The following is a 22,694-nucleotide window of genomic DNA, read 5'->3' on the forward strand; positions in this document are numbered from 1 at the left end:
GGTGAATGAACTTGATTTTATGTAGTGAACAATACGAACTGGAGTGAACTTATTGGCGAAACGCTCCAAGTAAGATGACAAGCGGGTGCTGCATCCGTTAGAATGTCACGGAATTCGACGCTAATGGCAGAAGGGACCGTGAAGAAATGATTAATACGAAGCTGAAACAGATTTGGTACGGAGGAGATTATAATCCGGATCAGTGGCCGGAGGAGATATGGCATGAGGATATGCGTTTATTTAAGGAAGCGGGAATAAATGTTGTGACGCTTCCCGTATTCAGCTGGGCGAAGCTGCAGCCGTCGGAGGATACTTATCATTTCGAATGGCTGGACAAACTATTAAACCTCATCGCGGAAAATGGAATCTATGCCTGTCTAGCCACATCGACAGCCGCACAGCCGGCATGGATGTCGCGCAAATATGAGGATGTGCTGCCAGTTGATGTTGACGGGAAGAAGCGCACGCATGGCGCTCGTACTAACTTTTGTCCGAACAGCAAGACGTACCGCAGACTATCGGGCCAGCTGGCACGTAGGTTAGCTGAGCGATACAAAGATCATCCGGCACTGCTCATTTGGCATATCAACAACGAATACGGTACGCATTGTTATTGCAGCAATTGTGCTGCAGAGTTCCGCGAATGGTTGAAGGTGAAGTACGAGACGATTGAGCGGCTGAACGCCGAGTGGAATATGAGCTTCTGGGGCCATACCGTCTATGAATGGGAGGAAATTGTTCCGCCATCCAATTTGAACGGCGACAATCGCAACTTCCAGCCAATGGCCATCGACTACAAGCGGTTCATGTCCGACTCTATTCTTGGGTGCTATCAGGTTGAATATGCGGAGCTGAAAGCTGTTACGCCGGATATTCCGATTACGACGAATATTTGGGGCTTGTTTAACGGGCTTGATCTGAAAAAATGGGGCGAAGCGATGGACGTCGTCTCTTGGGACAGCTATCCGCAAATGAATGAACCAATGGGCAATGTGGCGATGCGTCATGACTATATGCGCGGATTAAAGGACGGCAAGCCCTTCATGCTGATGGAACAGACGCCAAGCCAGCAAAACTGGCAGCCATACAACAGCTTAAAACGGCCTGGCGTGATGCGGCTTTGGAGCTATCAAGCCGTTGCGCATGGCGCGGACACGGTCATGTTCTTCCAGCTTCGCCGCTCCTTCGGGGCATGCGAGAAATATCACGGCGCCGTTATCGAGCATGTCGGTCATGAGGATACGCGAGTATTTCGTGAGTGCGCTGCGCTGGGGCGTGAGCTTGGCGAGCTTGGTGATCGTTTGCTTGATTCGGAGGTTCATGCTGAGGTGGCGTTGTTGTTCGATATCGATACGTGGAACGCGGTAGAGATTACGAGCGGGCCAAGTGTCGATCTGAATTATTTGGACCAAGCGCAAAAATATTACAAGGCTTTTTATGATCAGAATGTGGCTATAGATGTGCTTAGTCCGCTTAGCGATTTCTCAAAATACAAAATACTCGTTGCACCTGTGTTGTATATGCTAAAGCCGGGTGTTGCCGAACGCATTGAAGCGTTTGTGCAAAGTGGAGGCACCTTTATCACCACCTTCTTCAGCGGCATCGTAAACGAGAACGATCTGGTCACGCTTGGCGGATATCCAGGCAAGCTTCGTAATCTGCTTGGTTTATGGGTAGAGGAAATTGACAGTCTGCTGCCCGAAATGCGCAACAGTGTTGAGATTGGCGAGGCGTTTGGCCATGTAGCAGGGACGTACGAGTGCGGCTTGCTGTGTGATCTTCTTCATTTGGAGGGAGCGAGAGCTCTCGGGACATACGGCAAAGATTTCTACGCAGGCATGCCGGCATTAACGGTAAACTCGTTTGGGCTTGGTGAAGCCTATTACGTAGCAACAGCGCCGGAACAAAAATTGTTAGCGGATTTGATCCAAACGTTGTGCGATAAGCATCAGATTGTTGCTCCGTTCACAGCAGCAGCGGGTGTGGAACTCGCACAGAGAGTCAAGGATGATCAAGTGTATACGTTTGTTTTGAATCATAACAGTCATCAATCGACCATTTCTCTCGGAAATACGAGCTATTTCGACCTATTAACAAACTCTCAGGTAAGCGAAACGGTAGAAATAGAGCCGCATGGCGTCATGATTTTACAAAAATCATAATCATTTGTCGTAAAAACCACGATTTCGTTCGTCTCGAATAACGCTTCGAGCAGACGACCTCGTGGTTTTTTTGCTATGCGTTACCGGTGAAATGGCTTGTTAATACATAAAAGTTTAAATCGTTCACTGTTCATTTCGCTAATTCGTTCACTGACTTTGCATTCTTACTCTTTTCTCCAAAACGGGCTGGACGTACAGTGAGAACAGCAGACAACACGAAATAGAAAAGAACGCTGTGAGAGGAGACATCATCTGCATGTTGAAAAAAAATGGAGTGCTTAGGGAGCTTGTAACGAATCGTATACTTTTCCTTATGCTATTGCCGGCGCTTATCTTCTTCCTAATTAACTCGTATGTACCTATGGTAGGTATCTACTACGCTTTCACAAGGTTCGACTTCAACACAAGCTTGTTCAACAGTCAATTTGTTGGACTCGATAACTTCAAGTTTTTATGGAAATCGGGGGTTCTCGCTAGGCTAACCTTAAATACGGTCGGCTATAATGTCGTATTTATTCTACTTGGAAATGTGCTCGCCATTGCGCTGGCCATTCTTCTAAGCGAGCTGCGCTTGCAATGGTTTAAGAAGCTGACGCAATCGATCATGTTTCTGCCATACTTCGTTTCCTTCGTTATTCTTAGTGTTATCGTATACAACGTGTTCAACTATGAAAGCGGATTTCTGAATTCGACGCTTAAGTCGCTCGGATACGATTCATTGGACGTATACAATACGCCTTGGGTGTGGGTGTTCCTCATTATCATCTTCTACCTGTGGAAAAATATCGGATACAGCATGGTTATCTACCTAGCATCGATTACTGGAATTAGCGAAGAGTATTATGAGGCGGCCAAAATTGATGGCGCGAACATATTCCAGCGTATCTGGTACATTACCGTTCCTATGTTGAAGACGACATTCGTCATGCTCCTGCTGTTCGCTTTAGGCAGCATCATGAAAGGTCAGTTCGACTTGTTCTACCAGCTGATCGGCAACAACGGCGTTCTTTACAATACGACAGATATTCTCGATACGTATGTGTACCGTTCACTGAAGGTAACGTTCGATATCGGAATGTCGACAGCCGCTGGGTTGTACCAATCGCTATTCGGCTTCGTTCTCATCATGACCGTCAATTACATCATCAAGAAAATCAATGACGAGTACGCATTGTTCTAAACGATCTGAAGCAACCGCTATCAGCTAACTGTAGGAGGTACCCATGAAAATCAAAGACGACAATTATATGAAGTGGTTTAGACTCATTGCTTTTGTAGTCATCCTTATATCAACCGTTGCATGTTTGTTTCCTTTCCTGCTCATCATCTCTGCTTCTTTTACGCAAAATGAGGCCATTATAAGAGATGGCTACCATCTCATCCCGACCGTGTTTTCTTTTGAGGGTTATGCGACCGTGTTCCGTTTTCCGAAGCAGGTATTAACGGCTTATGGCGTTACCACATTAACAACGGTTATCGGTACGACACTTGGGTTGTTCCTGATGACGATGGCGGGATATGTCTTGCAGCGCAAGGATTTCAAATATCGCAATTTCTTCTCCTTCATGATTTATTTCACGACGCTGTTTGGCGGCGGACTTGTGCCTTGGTACATTCTGATGACTAAGTATTTGAAGCTAACTGACAAGCTTGAAGTGTTGATATTGCCGGGTCTGATGACGCCCTTCCTCATTATATTGATGAAAAATTTCATACGCTCCGCTGTACCGGATGAGGTTATTGAATCGGCGAAAATTGATGGTGCAAACGACTTCACCATTTATAGCCGAATTGTGCTTCAACTGTCGATGCCGGGCATCGCAACCGTAGGATTGTTTTTGGCGCTTCATTATTGGAATGACTGGTTCACTTCCTCGTTGTTCATTAACGATACGACCAAGTACCAGCTGCAATATTACTTGTACAACGTCATTAATGCGATGAGCTTTGTCGCGCAAATGGGTTCAGGAACCGGTGTCTCGCTGGGATCTGACATGCCGACTGAATCGACGAAGATGGCGATGTCCATTATCGTAACCGGACCGATCCTATTCTTGTATCCGTTCGTACAGCGTTATTTTGTAAAAGGATTGACGATCGGTGCTGTTAAAGGTTAGAACTAGACAAGGGATCTATCATTCCGCGTTTAGCTAACATAGATAAGAACTTACTAAAGGGAGGATTCACATGACTAAGAAAGCAGCAAAAGCAGTCTCCATGTTTCTATCCATCATCGTATTTATTACAGTACTAGCAGCTTGCGGATCGAACAACAATGGAAATAGCGGCAGCAATGCTACCAATGCTCCAACAAACACAGAGGGCGCTACAAACGAAGGCGGGGAAAAAACAGCCATCGACACTTCGAAAAAAGTGGAATTGCAATTTTATATGTTAGGCGATGCTCCTAAAGATATCGCTTCTATTCAAGAGCAAGTAAACAAAATGGCATTGGAAGATTTGAATGCTACCGTTAAATTCAACTACACATCATGGACAGATTGGGATCAAAAGTATAAGCTGCTGCTCGGATCAGGCCAACAGGTTGACTTGATCTATACAGCGGAGTGGACACAATACCAATCGTATGCAAAGAAAGGCGCTTTCCAAGCGCTTGATAAGCTTCTTCCAGTTGCAGCGCCTACGCTGAACTCTTATGTACCTGCGGATATGTGGGAAGCCGTGAAAATCGACGGTCAAATCTACACGGTTCCAGCTACTTACAAAGAGTATGTAACGGACGGCTTTGTATGGCGCGAAGATCTGCGTGAGAAATACAATCTGCCTACGCCCGTTGATATTGCAACTTTCGAGCAATATCTAGATGGTATCAAGAAAAACGAACCAACCGTTACACCGCTTTCGATGAACTCTGATGTGAAAACAAACCTTATGGACCGTTTCAAAGGTATTGCACACGCTCCAATCGGCGCGCTTCCTTACGGTGTCGGCATCAACTATGCAACACCTAATGAAGTATACTCCTACTGGGGTTCAGACGAGCAAAAACAAGATTTGACTGTATTGAAGCGTTGGCAGGATAACGGTTACATGGTGAAAAACGTGCTAGCTGTTAAAGATACTTTGCAAGATCAGATAACAAGCGGTAAAGCTGCAGCTATTATCGGCGACAACCCAACTCGTTTCAATGATATGGTTATCAAAATTCAATCGACTCACCCGGATTGGAAGCTGGGCTACCACCCGTTCCCAAAAACAAACGGAATTGCAACACCGGTACACCCGATCCACAACGGCTTCGCTATTCCAGCTAGCAGCAAAAACGCAGAGCGCGCGCTTGCGTTCTATGAGAAGCTGGTTACGGACAAACGCTACAACATGCTTACGCAATATGGCGTTGAAGGCAAAAACTATGAAGTGAAAGACGGTTACTACTCCATGATCGGCGATTCGAACTCCAACGGCTTCCCTCGCGAGGGCATGAACGGTTGGGCTTGGAGAAACCCTGAGTACATGCTGTTCGACAAAAACTATGACGGCGTAAAAGCAATCTTCGACGATCTTGATAAAATCCAAGTACCTGATAAATTCACAGGTTTCGCAGAAGATTACACACCATACCAAGCGGAGAGAGCGGCGCTTGAGCAAGTGGAGAAGCAATACTTGTTCCCGCTTAATGCGGGTCTAGTGAAGAGCGTGGATGATGGCTTGAACACTTTCATGGAAAAAGCGAAACAAGCTGGTCTTGAGAAAATTCAAGCCGAATACACGAAACAATGGCAGGCTTATGTAGCAGAGCAAGGCATTAAATAAGTCCGTTTATGAAAACAGATCATTCCTCTTAGGAGGATGATCTGTTTTTTTATTTTCAACTGATTATAAGTATGAGATCTATTTAGCTACGGTTTCTAATGCAACTTCGATCATATCGTTGAAGGTGGTTTGTCTCTCTTGTGCAGTCGTTTGTTCTCCAGTGAGAATGTGATCACTTACCGTTAGGAGACTGAGGCCTTTTACGCCGAATTTAACCGTTAAATAATAAAGTGCGGCTGTTTCCATTTCTACTGCCAATACGCCATACCGGCCAAGCTTTGTAACGGCATCTTTATCTTCTGTGTAGAAAACATCAGACGAAAGCACGTTCCCTACGCGAAGGTTAAGGCCTTTGCCTTCTCCAATTTCATAAGCGGTTTTAATTAAATCAAAGCTCCCAATCTGAGGGAAGTCATATCCAGGGAATTGGTTGCGAATGATAGCCGAATCGGTAGCCGCTGCTTGCGCAATAAGAACATCGCGGAGATTAACATCATCTTGAATGGCACCGCATGTTCCGATACGAACGAGATTTTTTGCACCATAATCGTTGATCAGCTCATGAATATATATGGATGCAGAAGGCATACCCATGCCTGTACCTTGAATCGATACTCGGTTTCCTTTATATGTGCCTGTAAAGCCTAACATGCCACGTACATTGTTGTAACAGACGACATTTTCGAGGAAGGTCTCCGCAATATACTTTGCACGCAGCGGATCTCCAGGTAATAAGACGGATTCTGCAATTTCGCCAATCTTTGCTTCAATATGAAAACTCATGTGAATTCCCTCCAATGTTTCTTATCGTGCATTACAAAATAGGATGCACGAGAATCATAGCACGATTGAAATCCACATTATGTTAAAGGGATTACTTTACTTTTGTGAACTGGTTCACAAAATAACTGTTAGCGCAGTAACGGAAATAAAGCGCTGTCATTTGTATTATTAGGTGCACGGCATCGTTAAATGTTATGCCACTTGCGCATTGTAGGGAGCTCTTCTGTTTCATTACAGATCGATTCTATCATTTCCTTATCAAGGAGGTATAAGTACTTATCACGAATGTCGATCAGTCCTTCCGCTTGAAACTCACCCAGCGTTTTGGATATGGATTCTCGCGTGACTCCGAGCATGTTGGCGAACAAGGATTGATTAATTTTTAAATCGATTTTGTATGCGTTATCACTTGCGACTCCAAAGTTGTAATAGAGATCCATAATGAGATTAACTACTTTTCCACGTACGTCATGGAAGGTCAAATAACGAATCATGCGATTGAGCATTCGAGTTCGCTCTACAAGAATTTTGTAAGCGTTTCGCAGGATGGAAGGATATTGATCTACAAGCTGTAGGAAATCTCGTTTTGTCAACAGCCAAACGTTGACGTCTTCTATGGCTTCTATGGATGAGATCCGATGATTGTCACTGGACAAGGCTTCTACTTCTCCAATGATATCACCGGGACTAGTAATACTTAGAACGACTTCTTTTCCTTCATACATGCGATAAACCTTGATCATACCTGAGCGAATAAGATAAACCTCGTCACTTTGGTCATTTTCAAACATCAGAACATGATTCTTTTTGAATCTTCGTTCTTTGAGCAATGGGGTTATTTTTGGCAATTCATCCTTAGGAATGTCCGAGAAAATCGAGATGTCTGAGATGTTGTCGATCATAAGTATTTTTCCTTTCGCATTTCAATATTTAAGCAACTCTTAGGTAAGAGATTGCGAAACGGCTAGAAACGTATTGTAGCATGGATTGGGTGGAAAATAGCAATGCATTGCTTTAGCTTTTTTTTGAGAATTGAGGTGTATTTATGAAATTTGAGCGAATAAGCGTGATTGTGCTGGATAGTGTTGGTATTGGCGCTTTACCAGACGCTTCGGACTTCGGAGATGAAGGCAGCCATACATTAGGACATATTTGCGAGCAAGTACCGAACATGAAATTACCAAATCTCGCAGCTCTGGGACTAGGTAATATTGCACCGCTGGCTACGATCTTGCAAGTGGATCATCCTCTAGCGTGTTATGGCAAGATGGCGGAGATATCCGCTAACAAAGATACAATGACGGGTCATTGGGAACTCATGGGGCTCGAGGTAAAGCTGCCCTTTCAAGTATACTCCGATGGATTTCCAACGGAATTGATTGGGAAGTTCGAAGCCATGACGGGTCGCAAGGTAATTGGAAACAAGCCAGCTTCTGGAACTGAGATTTTGGACGAGTATGGTGAAGAGCAGCTCCGTACGGGCGCATGGATTGTTTATACTTCCGGAGACAGCGTATTTCAAATCGCGGCTCATGAGGATGTTATTCCATTAAAGGAGTTATATCATGCATGTGAAATTGCACGTGAGCTAACCTTAAATGATCCTTATGTAGTTGGTCGAGTCATAGCGAGACCTTACATTGGTGAGCCAGGTGCTTATAAACGTACACCTAATCGGCATGATTATGCACTCAAACCTTTCGGAGAAACCGTACTTGATCATCTCAAGAATGAAGGCTGCGATGTTATTTCAGTCGGGAAAATCAACGATATTTTCTCAGGACAAGGAATTAGTGAATCGTATCCAACAAAGAGCAATCTGGATGGGATTAGGGCAACGATCAAGCTGCTGAATCGGCCGTTTAAAGGACTGTTATTCGCAAATTTAGTTGATTTTGATTCTTTATATGGCCATCGTCGCGATCCTAAAGGATACGCTGCCTGCCTCGAAGAGTTTGATCAATATGTACCAGAGCTCATGCAGCAAATCAGCGACAAAGATTTACTTATCATTACGGCTGATCATGGCAATGACCCAACCGCGCCAGGAACTGATCATACACGTGAATACGTACCTATTTTGATCTACAGCCCATCGTTAGCAAAGGACAGCGTTTCTATTGGCACAAGAAATACATTTGCTGATTTAGCTGCAACAATTGCAGAAAATTTCAAGGTAACTAAACCAACTATCGGGGAAAGCTTCTTGGATTTGTTAGTAGATCAAACCAAGTAGATCAATCAGATATCGAGGAATATAACTTTAGGGGGAATTCACAATGAAAAGATCAATGAAAGCATTATTGCCTTTAATACTGATTTTTACGCTAGTCATAACAGCATGCGGTCAAAATGGCAGCAAAAGCGAAACGGGTAACGCAGGGGCTACAGGTACGACTAATAAACAAGAGCTTAAAAAGCTGAAAGTCGGAATGGTAACTGACCTTGGCAGTGTAAATGATAAATCCTTTAACCAAAGTGCTTGGGAAGCGTTGCAGAAATTAAAGAAGGACTTTGGTTTTGAAGTGAAATACCTAGAACCAAAAACAGATGGCGATGTTGTTCCTAACCTGAATCAGTTTGTCAAAGCAAACTATGATCTAACGTGGGCAACTGCCTTTACATTAGCTGATGCGGTGACACAGCTATCCAAAGAAAACCCAGATAAAATGTTTGGAATTGTTGATTCTGACCTCGTGCTGCCGAATGTAGCAGCTATCTCTTTTAAGGAGCAAGAAGGCGCGTTCCTCGTAGGTGTTATCGCAGGTTTAACGACGAAAACGAATAAAATCGGCTTTGTAGGCGGCATGGAAATTCCCGTTATTAAACGATTTGAAGCTGGCTTCCGTGAAGGGATAAAAGCTGTAAATCCAGATGCTAAATTAATCGTTAACTATACAGGGCTATTCAACCGGGTAGATATGGGGAAATCTGCGGCTTCTACAATCTATAACGATGGTGCAGATATCATATTCCATGCAGCAGGGCTAACAGGCAATGGTGTGTTTAATGAAGCGAAGGAACGGGGCAGCAAGGGCGGAAAAGTATGGGTCATTGGTGTGGATAAAGATCAATCTTTAACCTTCGGACCAGATGTTACGTTAACTTCGATGATCAAAAAAGTAGATGAGGCTGTTTACCAAGCTTCAAAAAAATTAGCTGAAGGTGAATTTCCGGCAGGTAAAGTGACGTTAATGGGCCTCAAAGAAAACGGAGTCGATATTGCTCCAAATTCGGATGTTAACGTAGCGCCGGAAGTTCTTGCTAAGGTCGAGGAATATCGCACGAAAATAATCAATGGTGAAATCGTCGTGCCGGAAAAATAATGCGAGCTCGTCCCCTCTTCTATTATTAGCTTAGATAGAGAGGGGACGAATATTTTGGGGAGGGTCTTATATGACTAAGACAGATGTCGTGTTAGAGCTGAAAGGGATAACCAAAAGATTCCCCGGCGTAGTCGCCAACGATTCGATTAGCTTGCAATTAAAGCGTGGAGAAATTCATGCTTTGCTCGGGGAAAATGGATCAGGGAAATCCACCCTAATGAGTATCGTATTCGGTTTATATCAGCCAGACGAAGGCGAGATTCATGTGAATGGGAAACATGAGCTGATGGATAGTCCAAACAAGGCGATTGAGCTCGGGATTGGGATGGTGCATCAGCATTTTAAATTGGTAGAGCCTTTTACGGTAACAGAAAATATCATTCTCGGGATGGAACCCAAAAAGGGGATGAAGATTGATATTAAAGGGGCAAGTAAAAAAGTCAAGGAACTATCTGAACGTTATAAGCTTGATGTTGATCCAATGGCAACGATTGAGTCGATCAGTGTAGGGATGCAGCAGCGTGTAGAAATTTTGAAAACACTGTACCGTGGAGCAGATATTCTAATCTTTGATGAACCGACTGCTGTGTTAACTCCACAAGAGATCACTGAATTACTGGCTATTATGAAGCGTCTTGTAGCTGAGGGTAAATCTATTATTCTCATTACGCATAAGCTGAAGGAAATTATGGAAATAGCGGACACTTGCACCATTATTCGGCGCGGTAAGCGGATTGAAAGTGTGGAAGTAGCATCGAGCGATGCGCAGCAATTGGCAGAAAAAATGGTGGGTAAAGAAGTTAATTTTAAGACTGCAAAAAGAGCAGCTAACCCGAAAGAAGCGTTATTAGCAGTAAAAGAATTGGTGGTTCAAGGTAGTAACGGCAAGGCCGCGGTTAATAATCTCAGCTTCTCTGTACGGGCGGGCGAGATTGTCGGTATCGCTGGTGTAGACGGCAATGGTCAGTCCGAACTAATCGAAGCTTTAACAGGTATGCGAAACATTCGTTCAGGTGAAATTTGGTTACAAGGTAAAAGCATCGCCAATCTTGCACCGCGTACGATTTCTGAAGCGGGAATGTCACATATTCCGCAGGATCGGCATAAACATGGACTCGTTCTGGACTTTTCTGTCAGTGAAAATACAATTTTACAAACGTATTATCAACCAGAAATAAGCAAGCATGGTTTCATTAATAAGAAAACGATGGATGATATGGCAACGCGTTTAGTGAACGAATTTGATATACGCACACCAGGCATTGATACATTCGTTCGTTCGATGTCAGGAGGAAACCAACAAAAAATCATTATCGCACGCGAAATCAATAAAAACCCGCAGGTCTTGATTGCGGCACAACCTACGCGAGGGCTGGACGTAGGTGCGATTGAATTTGTGCATCAACAATTAATCGCTGAACGTGATCAAGGCAAGGCTGTTTTGCTTATTTCGTTTGAGCTGGATGAAATACTCAATGTGGCAGACCGTATTCTGGTCCTATTCGGTGGACAAATTGTTGGAGAAACAACACCAGAAACAACAAATGATCAGCAATTAGGAATGATGATGGCAGGCAAGCATGAAGGAGAAGGCATCCATGAATAAAATAATGAGTATTTTCAAACGTGAATCTGCACTTATCCCTCTTGTTGCCATTATTATGGGTCTGCTATTAGGCGCAATTATTATGTGGATCGGCGGCTACGATCCAGTGCTGGCCTATAAATCCCTAATCGATAAAATATTTGGCAGCCGTTACGATTTTGGAGAAGCCTTGCGTACGATTGTACCGCTTATTATGAGCGGTTTGGCCGTAGCGATCGCTTTTCGTTCCGGGATGTTTAATATTGGCGTAGACGGTCAGATTATTATGGGATCGTTGGGCGCCTTAATTGTAGGCACACAGTTAAGTCTGCCACCTCTGCTGCATGCGCTGCTCGCTGTCCTAGTTGGCGCCTTGCTTGGCGGGATGTGGGGAGCGCTTGTGGGTTATATTAAGGCAAAACGTGGTATTAATGAAGTGATTACCAGCATCATGCTTAATTTTATTGCGCTTTATTTGGCGAATTACATTATTCGGACGTTCATCCCGCAAGCAGGTACACAACGATCTGCCTTGATCCATGAATCAGCCAGTATTCAAATTAGCTGGCTCTCTGAGCTGATGGATGGCGCACGTATCCACTGGGGATTTGTGATTGCGATTGTTGCGGTTGTTTTTTACCACATCTATTTAACCAAGACCACATGGGGTTATGAGCTGCGGGCAGTTGGACTTAATTCTGAAGCTGCTAAATATGCAGGAATGAAGGTTTCGAATGTTATGGTTCGTACCATGTTTATTTCAGGCGTATTTGGCGGTTTGATTGGTACCTTTGAAGTGTTAGGTGTGTTTAACTATGTGGCTATCAACTCGGTTTCATCAGGCCTTGGTTTTGATGGTATAGCGGTAGCTTTGCTTGGCGGCAATAGCGCACTTGGCGTATTCCTCTCCGCGTCCCTGATTGGGGGCCTTACCTATGGTTCACAAGGCATGAGCTTTGGTGCAGAGGTGCCTGGCGAAATTATTCGGATGATTATTGCTTTTATTATCTTTTTTGTTGCTGCACCAGGCATTGTTAAGTTGCTTTTCCGGACGATTAAACTAAAATCAAAGAAGAAGGTGTGACAGATGGAGGTAATTGGCAATTTACTGAATGGGACGCTCGTATTCTCAACTGCCCTTATCTTTGCTGCACTCGGTGGACTCATTTCCGAACGCTCAGGAGTCATTAATATTGGACTGGAAGGGTTTATGGTATCGGGAGCTTTCTTCTCTGCAATAACGACTCATTATGCGGAAATAGCAGGCTTTGGCGGTTTCTCACCTTGGCTAGGCTTACTCGGAGCCTTCCTATTTACCATTATCTTTTCTAGCATTCATGCGGTCGCCTCGATTACGTTTAAGGCGAATCAGGTTGTGAGCGGGGTTGTCATCAATATTCTCGCAGCAAGCTCAACGTTCTTTTTCGTAAAATTACTTTTTGACGGCTCGGCAGAAACACCGCTTCTAACCACTGTATTTCATAAGGTGACAATTCCCTATTTAAGCGATATTCCGTTCATTGGCAATGTGTTCTTCAATGCCTATCCGACTACTTATATTGCCATTGCATTAGTCATCGTCCTATTCTCTTATTTGTTTAAGACTTCAGGTGGACTAAGGCTTCGCTCTGTTGGCGAACATCCAAGTGCGGCAGATACGGTTGGAATAAAAGTAAATCGCACGCGTTACATCGCTGTTATTTTAAGTGGATCGCTTGCAGCACTCGGCGGAGCAACGATTGTACTTACCTCAAATGGCAACTTTGCTTTTAATACCATTTCCGGACAAGGCTATATTGCGCTTGCGGCTGTTATTTTTGGAAAATGGAATCCTATTGGTGTGATGCTTGCTTCATTATTTTTTGGGTTAGCCCAGGCAGCAAAGGACCAATTGCAAATCTTTGAGTTTGCTGCTAGCATTCCAAATGAGTTCTTCTATATGCTTCCATATGTTTTAACATTACTCGTATTAATTGGAGCAGTAGGGAAAGCTCGTTCACCCAAAGCATTAGGGGAACCTTATGATGTTGGGAAACGATAAAAGGTGGTTATACATTGGTAAGTCGATTGCAGAAAATGTTCCATATTGAAAAAGAAAATTCGACGGTACGTACGGAATTAGTTGCAGGAACGACTTCATTTATGACGGTTGCCTATATCATTGCGGTGAATGGAGCCATCTTGCAGCTAGCCGGCATGCCCTATGAAGCAGCTACGATTGTTACGGTAATCTGCTCTTTTATCGGTTGTATGCTGATGGCACTTTGGGCGAATTCACCGTTAATTCTTGTCCCTGGGATGGGGGACAATGCATTTTTTGTTTTTACTTTGGTATTCTCGTTAGGGCTTTCGTGGCAGCAAGCACTTGCAGCAGTATTTTTAGCAGGTGTCGTATTTATGTTAACTGCGGTAACGAAAGGGGCCGACTATTTATCGCGCTCGATCCCAACGTCGATGATTAACGCTATGACCGCCGGTATCGGTCTTTTTATTGCTTTTCTAGGATTAAAAAATGGGGGGATCATTGTTGCGAGCGAAGGCACTTTCGTTACTTTGGCGAAGCTGAGTGATCCCTATGCCCTAACGACTATATTGACTTTATTGATTGCGATACCACTTTTCATGCGAAATGTAAAAGGCAGCTTCTTAATTGCCATTATCGCAGGCACAGGCATTGGTGCACTGCTTGGTATCGTCGATTTTTCAACTTTACGTGATTTCAGTATTTCCTTTAATGGGTATGGTGAGTTGTTTTTTGCCTTGGACTTTAGTGGAATCGGCACGCTTAATTTTTGGACAGCTGTTTTTTCGTTATCGATGGTCATTATTTTTCAGAATATGGGCGCGCAGCTAGGGATGCTTCCAGACAAGGCGAAGTTTCGCAAGTCCTTTCAAGCTAACTCTGTTTCGGTTATAAGTGCAGGGCTTTTGGGTTGCAGCCCGATGACGACAGCAGCTGAGTCTGCCACAGGCATAGCATCAGGTGGGAGAACGGGGCTAACCTCTTTTACAACGGGACTTCTGTTTATTCCTGCTTTGTTTCTCATTCCTCTTTTCAAAATAATCCCGAACAGTGCGATTGCTCCTGTGCTCATCATTGTTGGCTGTCTTATGTTTCAGAGCATTAAGGAGATTCCGTTCAATGATTTTACAGAAGCATTTCCCGCTTATCTGATGATGGCAATTATGCCGCTATCCTTTAGTATCGCGAATGGGATTGCGTTTGGTTTCATTGCTTACCCGATTCTGAAACTGGTTACGGGTCGAAGGAAAGAAGTATCTATTACGATGTATGTCATCGCATTTTTCTTCTTGCTTTATTTTATATTGGGTTCGATTTAAGCGGAAAATAGGTATCCCGAATGAACCATTTTATTGACGATACGTGCTTTTGATGAGGATGCGCAGCAGCGGTCGCTGGTATGGCTTGATAATCGCAGCCCCCTTGTTTTCTACCCTAATTGGTTGGAAAGCACGCTGGCAACAGGCATTTTCATTTGATGGCGGAAGCAGTTGGGATACAATATGTAGAATTTGAATACATCGCTAAGTAGGCAATATGCCTTGGGTGGTGTATTTTTTTTATGCTCTGAATCAGCATAGAGTCAATAGCCTGCTGTGATGTGGCATAATTCAATCACGTTTTTTGGGATTTGATTATATCGCTCGCAAGCTAGGTCGTTTTAATGGGCTTACCTCATGGGAAAGACAATTCCTAAGGCTTATTACTTAAGTAAGATGTGGAAAATATTAGAAGTTGGAGTTTTTGTCGGTGGTAGTTAGCGGCATCTGTGTCAATCACAATGCTATCGTTTGTAAAATGGACTCTGACGAGGGTAGAGGAGATGTAATACTTTTGTAATAGTTTACTAATGATTTCGAAAGTGTATTGTTCTTGGATGGTTAGCATTGTTCGATATGATTGGTCCGTAGAAGAACAATGGGATATTCCAAGGAGGAGATTATTTTGAAAAAAAACATTTTGTCTTCACTAATACTAGGGGGCATGTTGGTGTTAAGCGCGTGCAACGCGAATAATAATAACATGGGCAAAGAAAACTCTCAAACGGAAATGAAAGATGAGATGAAGTCCGATGAGATGAAGACTGACGATATGAAGAAAGATGAAATGAAAACGGATGAAATGATGACTGAAGAAAAGATGTAATGGGGATTGGTGAAATAATTAGGGAGATGATTCAGCGAAGTATCTGTTTGGCCGGCTATAGGAGTGGTGATTCGGTTGCACAAACTGTAACGGATGAAACCTTATAAGAACTAGCAAGCTTGATCGTATGGTTTTAAAGGTTCGCTGTGTTTTATAAATCAATTCCTCCGCCTCATGGCGGGGGAATTATTACTATACAAGATAGCTAGAGTCGTATCCGCCTCCCAACGGCGTTATAATGCAGGAAGAGGATGTACGTTGGAGGAGAGAGGGAGGGACCTGCGTTGAGCGCCAAAATAATAGTGGCCGATGACGAACGGAATATAACGGATGTGTGCCGGCGTTATTTGGAGCGTGAGGGATGGACGGTTTGGGTAGCGGCAGACGGCGAGGAGGCGCTGAAGCTATGGCGAGAGCATCGTCCGGACCTGCTCGTGCTCGATTTGATGATGCCGAGGCTCGGTGGGCTGGAGGTATGCGACCGGGTTCGGCAGGAAGAGGAGACACCGATCATCATGCTTACGGCGCTGGGAGAAGAGGCCGATCGGCTGCTCGGTCTAACGATGGGCGCGGACGATTATATGACGAAGCCGTTTAGTCCGCGGGAGCTCGTCCTACGCATTAAAAATATTTTGAGAAGGTCGGGCTCTCTCGCAGGCAGCATGGCGAAGGAGCCGAGGAAGGAGACGTCAGGCAGCGGCAGCGCGGAGACGGGGCAGTCGCTTTATTTTGACGGATTATCGATCTTTCCGCAGGAGAGAAGGGTTACGGTTAAAGGAGCAGAGGCGGATCTCACGGCCAAAGAATTTGACATGCTGCATCTGCTTGCGCAGTATCCAGGGAAGGTATTTTCCCGAAGCCAGCTGCTTAACCAGATTTGGGATGTCGCTTATGATGGCGATACGACAACCGTTACGGTGCATATACGCCGCTTGAGGGAGAAAATCGAGGAGAATCCTTCCGATCCAGGCTGGATTAAGACGGTATGGGGAATCGGCTATAAGCTGGACGGCAAAGGAGCAGCCGTATGAAGCTACGCTCTTACCTATTGCTGGCTAATACGATCAGTATCGCGTTTATTATTATTTTGCTGCTGGCGTTCTACCGGTATATGCTTCTGTCCAAGGAGCAGTTTATTTTGCTGACGCTTGCGACCATGGGAGCAGGATTGGTTTCGGGCCTTTTGCACTTTCTGCTCGTGAGACCGCTTGAGGCGTCTGTTCGCCGGATTGGCGACGGGGCTGGGCGAATTGCGGCGGGTGACCTGGAGGCGCGGGTGAAGCATGGCGGTCTGAGGGAGTTTAAGCAGCTTGCGGAACAATTCAATCATATGGGCATCAGCTTGGAAGAAAGCTTCCGGCAGGTAAAGGCAGCCGAATCGGCGCAGCGTGAGCTCGTTGCGAACATGGCGCATGATCTGCGTACGCCGCTCGCTTCGGTGCAGTCATATGTGGAAGCGTTAGAGGATGGCGTCATTTCGGACGAGGAAACGTTTAAGCACTATTTGGGGACGATACGGAGCGAGACAGTCAGGCTTGGCGAATTGATTCAGGACTTGTTCGAATTGTCGACGCTGGATGCGGAGCAGAGGGAGCCGGCGCCGTTTCGGCCAGCGAATGCGGAAGATGTGCTTGTCGAGCTGTTGCCGCGGTTTACGAAACCTATGGATGAGAAATCGCTGCAGCTTCGAGTGAAGCTGCCGGAGCATCCGCTTCGTTTAACGATGCAGCCGCGCCATTTGCAGCGCGTACTGCAAAACTTGCTCGAAAATGCGGTGAGGCATTCGCCGCAGGGCGGTTTGATTTTAATAGAAGCGGAAGAAGGATACGGGCAGCGGGAGAAGCATATCCGCTTTACCGTTTCTGACGAGGGGGAAGGCGTGCCGGAAGCAGAAAGAGAACGGATATTCGAGCGCTTCTACCGATCGGACCGTTCCCGAAGCCGGGATAGCGGTGGCGCGGGGCTTGGACTCTCCATAGCTAAGCTATTAGTGGAGCAATATGGAGGGGAAATCGGCGTGCAGCAGTCAGGTCATCAAGGGAGCTTATTTTGGTTCACGGTGCAGGAGGCAGCGGAAGGTGCGGGTAAGGTCTTTTCGAAAAACGATATAGAGCAGAATTGGAGGCTAAGCCGATGAGCGGACTGTTGGAACGTCTTCGCAAGGGTTATGGTAAAAAGCTCGTTTCGCTGCATGCTTGGAACGGGTGGATTGTCGTTATTTTGGCATTAACCGGGCTTATACTGGTAGGCGGCTTCTGGCGCGGCGTTCTTGGGGAGGTTCGCGTTTGGATAAAGTGGGCGCATGTAGTCGTTGGTATAGCTTCCATCCTGCCTGTTGTCTATTATCTGGCGCTGGCAGGCAAGCACTGGAAGCAGCTGAAGCAAAAGCCTTGGCAAAGATTTAACGTACTCGTCGTGGTAGGCTTATTGCTGGGTTGGTTCGGATCGGGCGTGCTGCTGTGGCAGTTTAGAGCAGTCGGACCAAGCGTATCTAATGTGGCATTAGTCATACATGATCTCCTTACATGGGTTGGTCTTCCTTATATCATTTATCACTCTATCACGCGGGTCAAATGGCTGAAAGAGCCGAATCGCCGTACCGTCAAAAACGAGCAGAAGGAAGAGAGCGTCATCCACCCAGCGGGAGCGCCTCAGCCGGTCTATACGCGCAAAGCGTTCATACGCGGTGCAATTGGTCTTGGTTTAGCCGTTACGATAGGGCCCTCTTTTCTGAAATGGCTCGGCACTTCGCTTGGAAGTGTAGGTGGAAGCCAGAGCATCGATAAGCTGATTGAAAATGATGCAAATATGCTTTTGCCAGCGCCGCAGCCGCTGCCTGCTTCGGCCCCGCCAATGGGTGGCGGAGCCATTGGACAATTCCGTGTATACACGGTAACGCCGATTCCCTCTTTTACAAATGCGGATTGGAATTTTACGATAGACGGGTTAGTCGATAAGACGTTTAAGTGGGATTGGAAACAGTTTGTGGCACTGAAGCGAACGGTACAGGTCAGTGATTTTCATTGTGTGACCGGTTGGTCCGTTTACAAAAACACGTGGGAGGGTATTCCACTCAAAGAACTGTTGAAAATGGCGGGTGTGCAGTCCGGAGCGGAAACGGTGAAGCTTTACTCGGGTGATGGTGTGTATACGGATACGCTGACGCTTGAGCAGGCCGACATGGATGATGTTATGGTAGCAGTTATGCATGATGGAAAGCCGATCCCGAGTGATCTTGGCGGACCGGTTCGTCTCATTGTGCCGAAAATGTATGCCTATAAGTCAGTGAAATGGTTAAATCGGATTGAGCTGATTAAAGGCGAGCATGTGGGGTACTGGGAGGAGCGCGGATATGCGAACGATGCTTGGGTGTAGTTTTTTTGTACTATTTTACATGTAATCCCACCTCTATACTGCACTTTGGTGATATGATCAGGATAGATATATCTTGTATAAACCGAGTGAATAGCTAGCTACTATAGAATTAAATATTGCGACGGGGAAGGTGCTGCTATTGAGTAATGCGAGTATTTTGCATCAGACATTTACGTTGGAGCTGGACCCGGGAGTGTATGTTAGAGGCGATATAAGAGTGAAGGAAGATGGGGGACGCAAGCCGGTCCTCCTCTTTGTGCATGGTTTTAAAGGGTTCAAGGATTGGGCGTTCTTCCCATATGCAGCTGAGCAATTCGCGGGCCAGGACTTTGCGGTTATTAAGTTCAACTTTTCGTTTAACGGTGTTAATGAACATGATTTTGACGAGCTGGATAAGTTCGGGATGAACACCTACTCGCAGGAGCAAAAGGATTTGTCAGCTGTGCTTACAGCCGTGCTCGAGGGAGGGCTTCCGCTTGATGATCAGCTGGATAAGCAGCAAATTTTCTTGGTGGGGCACAGCCGTGGCGGCGGGAATAGTGTAATATTCGCATCCGAGCATCCTGAAATTCGCGGCGTAGTAACATGGAACGGAATAGCGAAAGCCAATCTGTTTGGAGAAGAATTCCGCGAGCAAGTATTGCGGGATGGGGTAGGCTATGTGACGAATGCAAGGACAAAGCAGGAAATGCCGATTAACGCTGTGTTTTTTGAGGATTTGGATCGCAATCGTGAGCGCTTCGCTATTACTGCCAAGGCAGCGTCGCTTCGAACGCCTGTGTTATTCATTCAAGGAACGGGGGATTCTGGGCGATTGCTTACAGGATTCCATCTTCTCCAAGCAGCTGCGCCACACCATCGTTTTTCGCCACTGGAAGGAGCAACCCATACCTTTGGGGCGGTGCATCCTTTTGTAGGGACGACGGATGATTTGGAGAAAGCGATTGGAATAACGGGAGCTTTTTTTGCGCTGCTGCTGCAGCGGCCGTCGGAGTGATAGAGCTTACTATTAAGTGAAGAGAGCGAAAACTAAGATACTGAAAAAATGATTGATATGCGAGTGGCAGGGCTAAGTGAGGATCTCTCTAGTCCCAAGCGTTCGAATGGAGAAGGCGATCGTCATCCATTGCCTGAGCCGGGGGTACTGGCGGATGGTCTTGGACGGATTGGCATTGGCAATCATACGGCAGTTATCGCCTATGACGATCAAGGCGGCGCGATGGCATCCCGTCTGCGCTGGCTGCTGCAATGGCTTGGGCAATATCAGCAGTTATATCAACTTGTTGAATGAGTATTGGATTAATACTGAATAATCAAAGATCTACGCTAGTAAAAAGAAAGCATATTTATTTCACAAAATAAATATGCTTTCTTTTATTTTAAATATTTTGGTGCCTTGTAACTTTCGATTTCGAGCTGTTTACCTAAATTCACCAGGTCATCTTTTGTTACCTTTAAAGTAAAAAGGTTCCCCACATCTTCAATAATAATTAAATAATATCCTGTTGCATTCTCATGTATCCATCTTAAATTGAAATGTTTTTCGAAATGGGAATAGTGACCATCTTGATCGTTAACAGGAAAATTCTTCAGTATTTCAATGAATTTGTAGAGAACTCGATTAGCCCAACCAAATTCACTTGTTCTTTCTAACTTTGAATTGTTGAAAAAGGAAACTTCCAAGTAGCTTCCTTCATCTGGATCCGGGGTATGTGAAAGAAATAAGAAATTAATAAATGTATCGTTTGCTTGGCAATCTCTAAGGGTTATTTTCATATATTCATCTCCTAAATTAATTATGACTTTATAAGAAACGGATTCGTCCAAAACACTCTGGACGAACCTATTTCTAATTAATCAATAAAGGTTTATTTAAATTTCCAAGTAGCCGCTTTCAATCTTCCGTTTTTAACTCTAGTTTCTATTGAATTCCCAGTTTCATCATAAGTTGTAATTATTGTATTTGCAGTCTTATCCAATACAACTACGACTTTATTGTTTGGATCATACATGATACGAGAATTAAAATCAAGATCATCATATTTTTGTACTAATTGTATCCCAGATGGGATTTCGTCCAAAACATTATCGATTAGTACATTAGTAATATTTCTCTCTATTGCCCGTTGCATAGTATGCAAGGTAAGTTTAGTGGTAACATTTCTAACTGTAGCTTTCACAGTAGCAGAAGCACTGTCTTTAACCATGTCTTTGAAAATTAACTTAAGTAAGTGACCGAGTAATCCTCGGGCCATTGGATCAGTGTTGTTGTTTATTACTAGTTGAGACGACGTAGTTGCTTTTTCCTCTTCATACGCTTTAAATGCGGTAATCATTTCAGACTCGTATTCATCAGAAACGGTTATCTTATTGATTTGATTTGGCTGATTTTCAATAGAATTTGCGGACATTGAAGTTACCAAAGTAAGATTTAGGAACATAACTAATGCTAAAGCAATAGAAAAATTACGAAAAACAAGTTTCAATGCAAACATCTCCTAAGTATTTAGAATTTTATATAACTGGCCAGTTACATTAATATAATACCATTGATGGATAAAAAAGTAATTATTTGGTAAGTTTGATTGTTACATATTTGTGAAAATTGGAAATATTAAGTAGTTGAAATTCTGTATGTATATAACTGGTTTTATTTATGGAGGAAATGGAAAAATGATTAACCATCGCAGGAATAAACCCCGTTTTTAGCGAAAATAAAGATATGAGCAGGAACAGGGAATTTGCATGCAATCTGAACACATGGTATCCATCTTGGCAGGTCAAGCCAATTAATCGCTGCGCTCAGCGACGAAATCGTTCATAAGCGGTATGGGGGTCACCCCAGTTCGCCACCAAAAAGATCTTAATTCGAGAGTTTAATAGTAACCACGCCTTGGAGCGTAGGGGGAGAGGGCTGTATTTAAAGTCATCTAAGTCAGTACTTCGATTTGGTTCTGCTGTCTGCGGGTTGTCTTGGCTCTGGCGAGGGTCAAGCATTTCTACTGTCTTGCACTTTTTCACTTGTTGACTAATCGGCACGATCCACCCATTTTTTTGGAATATACTTCCTGCGCCTGGTTGCCCTTCTTGCTTTCCGAACCAATGGAACTGGCGCGCGAAACGCTGAGCCTTTGAACCCCAAGGTGGAGAAAACGCCCTGTGATCGCCACCGTCAACGGCATAATGAAACCTAGTGGCCTCGTTGCTCTGCATATGCCCAAAGCTTCCGATCTGAAAACTTTCAGTACATAACCGACAGCTGGAGTGATTGGAGTTCGGATAATGAGAATCTGGTTGCGGTGGGGACGAGGAGAAGGCTTAGGACGGTTATATATAGAATATGTCTTGGAGTACATCGACACATGAGCGATGTACTTCTTTGCATTGTGCTCGGGATCGTCGAAATCAACGCGGAGTTAACGCTAGATTCCTGAAAATACTTACAGGCAATCCCGGACCACGCTCTTGCCCCTAGTATAGCTGTTCCGTCGCCGTAATCGACCCGACACCCGAACTTGTCT

The 22,694-nt window shown here is 44.7% G+C and carries 20 protein-coding genes; 16 read left to right on the top strand and 4 right to left on the bottom strand.

Features of this window, described 5'->3' with window-relative positions:
* Positions 1–146: 146 nt before the first annotated feature.
* From AC787_RS19165 to AC787_RS19180, 4 genes are all read left to right on the top strand, one after another.
* Positions 147–2,162 carry a beta-galactosidase gene (locus AC787_RS19165; protein WP_054026250.1) on the top strand — a complete coding sequence of 672 codons (2,016 nt, stop codon included), beginning with the start codon at positions 147–149 and terminating at the stop codon, positions 2,160–2,162.
* A 256-nt stretch (positions 2,163–2,418) separates the two neighbouring features.
* On the top strand, positions 2,419–3,342 hold the full coding sequence (locus AC787_RS19170) for an ABC transporter permease (RefSeq protein WP_082360856.1): 924 nt from the start codon (positions 2,419–2,421) through the stop codon (positions 3,340–3,342).
* A gap of 43 nt (positions 3,343–3,385) precedes the next feature.
* On the top strand, positions 3,386–4,279 hold the full coding sequence (locus AC787_RS19175; RefSeq protein WP_054026252.1) for a carbohydrate ABC transporter permease: 894 nt from the start codon (positions 3,386–3,388) through the stop codon (positions 4,277–4,279).
* A gap of 64 nt (positions 4,280–4,343) precedes the next feature.
* Positions 4,344–5,936, top strand: coding sequence for an extracellular solute-binding protein (locus tag AC787_RS19180; protein WP_200930753.1), 1,593 nt, complete (start codon positions 4,344–4,346; stop codon positions 5,934–5,936).
* A 78-nt stretch (positions 5,937–6,014) separates the two neighbouring features.
* Here the strand turns inward: AC787_RS19180 and deoD are convergent, their stop codons facing one another.
* Together deoD and AC787_RS19190 are read right to left on the bottom strand one after the other, a co-directional pair.
* Positions 6,015–6,719: a purine-nucleoside phosphorylase gene (deoD, locus tag AC787_RS19185; RefSeq protein ID WP_054026254.1), complete on the bottom strand. Its 705-nt coding sequence runs from the start codon at positions 6,717–6,719 to the stop codon at positions 6,015–6,017.
* Between the two features lie 185 nt (positions 6,720–6,904).
* Complete coding sequence (locus tag AC787_RS19190; protein WP_054026255.1) at positions 6,905–7,621, bottom strand: Crp/Fnr family transcriptional regulator; 717 nt, start codon at positions 7,619–7,621, stop codon at positions 6,905–6,907.
* 143 nt (positions 7,622–7,764) lie between these two features.
* On the opposite strand from AC787_RS19190, the gene deoB reads away from it, so the two are divergent.
* The 12 genes from deoB to AC787_RS19250 all read left to right on the top strand — a co-directional run bounded on the left by deoB (position 7,765) and on the right by AC787_RS19250 (position 20,464).
* Positions 7,765–8,955, top strand: a complete 1,191-nt coding sequence (gene deoB, locus AC787_RS19195) for a phosphopentomutase (protein WP_054026256.1) — start codon at positions 7,765–7,767, stop codon at positions 8,953–8,955.
* Between the two features lie 43 nt (positions 8,956–8,998).
* Positions 8,999–10,045 (top strand): BMP family lipoprotein, encoded by a 1,047-nt coding sequence (locus tag AC787_RS19200; RefSeq protein WP_054026257.1) that lies wholly within the window; start codon positions 8,999–9,001, stop codon positions 10,043–10,045.
* A gap of 70 nt (positions 10,046–10,115) precedes the next feature.
* Positions 10,116–11,651, top strand: coding sequence for an ABC transporter ATP-binding protein (locus AC787_RS19205; protein ID WP_054026258.1), 1,536 nt, complete (start codon positions 10,116–10,118; stop codon positions 11,649–11,651).
* Positions 11,644–12,714, top strand: a complete 1,071-nt coding sequence (locus tag AC787_RS19210; protein ID WP_054026259.1) for an ABC transporter permease — start codon at positions 11,644–11,646, stop codon at positions 12,712–12,714. The genes AC787_RS19205 and AC787_RS19210 overlap by 8 nt, the downstream gene beginning before the upstream one ends.
* 3 nt (positions 12,715–12,717) lie before the next feature.
* Positions 12,718–13,671, top strand: coding sequence for an ABC transporter permease (locus AC787_RS19215; RefSeq protein WP_054026260.1), 954 nt, complete (start codon positions 12,718–12,720; stop codon positions 13,669–13,671).
* Positions 13,672–13,685: 14 nt separating this feature from the next.
* Positions 13,686–14,972, top strand: a complete 1,287-nt coding sequence (locus AC787_RS19220) for an NCS2 family permease (protein ID WP_152970655.1) — start codon at positions 13,686–13,688, stop codon at positions 14,970–14,972.
* A gap of 625 nt (positions 14,973–15,597) precedes the next feature.
* The gene (locus AC787_RS19225; RefSeq protein WP_054026261.1) at positions 15,598–15,798 is read left to right on the top strand and encodes a hypothetical protein; all 201 of its coding nucleotides are present in this window, start codon (positions 15,598–15,600) and stop codon (positions 15,796–15,798) included.
* Between the two features lie 284 nt (positions 15,799–16,082).
* Positions 16,083–16,829 (top strand): response regulator transcription factor, encoded by a 747-nt coding sequence (locus tag AC787_RS19230; RefSeq protein WP_082360857.1) that lies wholly within the window; start codon positions 16,083–16,085, stop codon positions 16,827–16,829.
* The gene (locus AC787_RS19235; RefSeq protein WP_063847546.1) at positions 16,826–17,935 is read left to right on the top strand and encodes a sensor histidine kinase; all 1,110 of its coding nucleotides are present in this window, start codon (positions 16,826–16,828) and stop codon (positions 17,933–17,935) included. Before AC787_RS19230 ends, AC787_RS19235 begins: the two co-directional genes overlap by 4 nt.
* On the top strand, positions 17,932–19,173 hold the full coding sequence (locus AC787_RS19240) for a molybdopterin-dependent oxidoreductase (RefSeq protein WP_054026263.1): 1,242 nt from the start codon (positions 17,932–17,934) through the stop codon (positions 19,171–19,173). Before AC787_RS19235 ends, AC787_RS19240 begins: the two co-directional genes overlap by 4 nt.
* A 139-nt stretch (positions 19,174–19,312) precedes the next feature.
* A complete protein-coding gene (locus AC787_RS19245; RefSeq protein WP_235561014.1) occupies positions 19,313–20,170 on the top strand; it encodes an alpha/beta hydrolase family protein in 858 nt (285 codons plus the stop codon).
* A 48-nt stretch (positions 20,171–20,218) separates the two neighbouring features.
* Positions 20,219–20,464 (top strand): hypothetical protein, encoded by a 246-nt coding sequence (locus AC787_RS19250; protein WP_054026264.1) that lies wholly within the window; start codon positions 20,219–20,221, stop codon positions 20,462–20,464.
* A gap of 83 nt (positions 20,465–20,547) precedes the next feature.
* Here the strand turns inward: AC787_RS19250 and AC787_RS19255 are convergent, their stop codons facing one another.
* Entirely contained in the window at positions 20,548–20,949 is a 402-nt protein-coding gene (locus AC787_RS19255) for a hypothetical protein (RefSeq protein ID WP_054026265.1), read from the bottom strand.
* 92 nt (positions 20,950–21,041) lie between these two features.
* Positions 21,042–21,659, bottom strand: coding sequence for a DUF4258 domain-containing protein (locus AC787_RS19260; RefSeq protein ID WP_054026266.1), 618 nt, complete (start codon positions 21,657–21,659; stop codon positions 21,042–21,044).
* Positions 21,660–22,694: the final 1,035 nt, after the last annotated feature.

Origin of the sequence: Bacillus sp. FJAT-28004 (genome assembly GCF_001280845.1) — a bacterium.
Taxonomy (GTDB): Bacteria; Bacillota; Bacilli; order Paenibacillales; family Paenibacillaceae; genus Pristimantibacillus.

Excerpts from the sequence above, each read along its gene's own strand:
- AC787_RS19165 (WP_054026250.1), top strand. The coding sequence starts at position 147 with ATGATTAATACGAAGCTGAAACAGATTTGGTACGGAGGAGATTATAAT.
- AC787_RS19170 (WP_082360856.1), top strand. The coding sequence starts at position 2,419 with ATGTTGAAAAAAAATGGAGTGCTTAGGGAGCTTGTAACGAATCGTATA.
- AC787_RS19175 (WP_054026252.1), top strand. The coding sequence starts at position 3,386 with ATGAAAATCAAAGACGACAATTATATGAAGTGGTTTAGACTCATTGCT.
- deoD (WP_054026254.1), bottom strand. The coding sequence starts at position 6,719 with ATGAGTTTTCATATTGAAGCAAAGATTGGCGAAATTGCAGAATCCGTC.
- AC787_RS19190 (WP_054026255.1), bottom strand. The coding sequence starts at position 7,621 with ATGATCGACAACATCTCAGACATCTCGATTTTCTCGGACATTCCTAAG.
- deoB (WP_054026256.1), top strand. The coding sequence starts at position 7,765 with ATGAAATTTGAGCGAATAAGCGTGATTGTGCTGGATAGTGTTGGTATT.
- AC787_RS19200 (WP_054026257.1), top strand. The coding sequence starts at position 8,999 with ATGAAAAGATCAATGAAAGCATTATTGCCTTTAATACTGATTTTTACG.
- AC787_RS19205 (WP_054026258.1), top strand. The coding sequence starts at position 10,116 with ATGACTAAGACAGATGTCGTGTTAGAGCTGAAAGGGATAACCAAAAGA.
- AC787_RS19210 (WP_054026259.1), top strand. The coding sequence starts at position 11,644 with ATGAATAAAATAATGAGTATTTTCAAACGTGAATCTGCACTTATCCCT.
- AC787_RS19215 (WP_054026260.1), top strand. The coding sequence starts at position 12,718 with ATGGAGGTAATTGGCAATTTACTGAATGGGACGCTCGTATTCTCAACT.
- AC787_RS19235 (WP_063847546.1), top strand. The coding sequence starts at position 16,826 with ATGAAGCTACGCTCTTACCTATTGCTGGCTAATACGATCAGTATCGCG.
- AC787_RS19240 (WP_054026263.1), top strand. The coding sequence starts at position 17,932 with ATGAGCGGACTGTTGGAACGTCTTCGCAAGGGTTATGGTAAAAAGCTC.
- AC787_RS19250 (WP_054026264.1), top strand. The coding sequence starts at position 20,219 with ATGATTGATATGCGAGTGGCAGGGCTAAGTGAGGATCTCTCTAGTCCC.
- AC787_RS19255 (WP_054026265.1), bottom strand. The coding sequence starts at position 20,949 with ATGAAAATAACCCTTAGAGATTGCCAAGCAAACGATACATTTATTAAT.